Source organism: Ferroplasma sp. Type II (genome assembly GCF_000496155.1).
In genome coordinates this window covers 1-957 of record NZ_KI542681.1, presented here as the reverse complement: position 1 = coordinate 957, position 957 = coordinate 1, and the positions used below count along the sequence as shown (strand labels likewise).

General features: G+C 37.9%; 2 protein-coding genes. Both read right to left on the bottom strand.

Annotated elements, in window-relative coordinates; genetic code table 11:
- Window positions 1–565: hypothetical protein (locus AMDU4_RS00010; protein WP_290703721.1), on the bottom strand; the 565-nt coding region annotated here is incomplete at its 3' end.
- A 183-nt stretch (window positions 566–748) separates the two neighbouring features.
- Window positions 749–957 (bottom strand): hypothetical protein (locus AMDU4_RS00005; RefSeq protein ID WP_021785946.1); only part of this gene is annotated, 209 nt, incomplete at its 5' end.

The following is a 957-nucleotide window of genomic DNA, read 5'->3' as shown; positions in this document are numbered from 1 at the left end:
TCCAGTGTCTAGCCTCACTGTTCCACATTATCCCATAATCAACCTGGCCGTTCATGATTTTCTGTGGTATTTCCCTATGGGGCACGTTACATATTGTTGAACCTTCCCTGAGTTCCCCATAATAACTGCATTCTTTTTCATAATAATTCTTAAAAGCAAGTCCAAGAGAGGTGGTTGTTGGATTCGGGATGGCAAATCGCATATTTTCAATATGGCAAATATCGGGCTGTTTCCTGTCTCCCATGTAAGCAACGCAAATGCTATCCTCGAATGCCTCAGACCTGTTCTTTATTTTCATATTATGAATAAGTTCGTCATCAAGGCATACAATTTCTGGTTTGTCTTCAATAATGAGATTTCCAACAGTCATAGGAGCACCGTTGGCACGCCTTCTCACAATAACCTCTGGCAATGTCTCGAAATATGTTTGGAACCCTTCTGAAGCAAAATAGGACATTAAGGCCGGAACAATGAACCACTGGCTTCCTGGAATGGAAAATCTAATTCCATGAGGAGAACCATAAAAATCTGAAACCATATCAAATCCGGATAATGCAAACTTCATTACTAGTTATTGTATATAAATATATAATCTATATTATGGTATCGGCGATTTAGTAGGAGAGAATCAAATATTCTAACTCAATATCAATGATGAGCTCCCTGTTATAAGATCATTGAAATCTATACAGCGTTAAGGGACTCAGATCGGCCATATGAAGCATGAAATAGTCGAGGTGATTGAAAATTATTTTATTTCATCTAGAATATTTTTGATGTTTTTCGTCATTTCTCCATCTTTTACTGAGGTGCCAAGGTCAAAATGTGCCGGAATTGCTAGTTCCCGTTCACCTGTAGGTATCATAAAATATGCCTTCTGGTCTTTCCCTATGAGTATCAGTTTATCCTTTGTGGCCTTACCTGTAGCCTTATCTATATATGTATACCTACAAATAC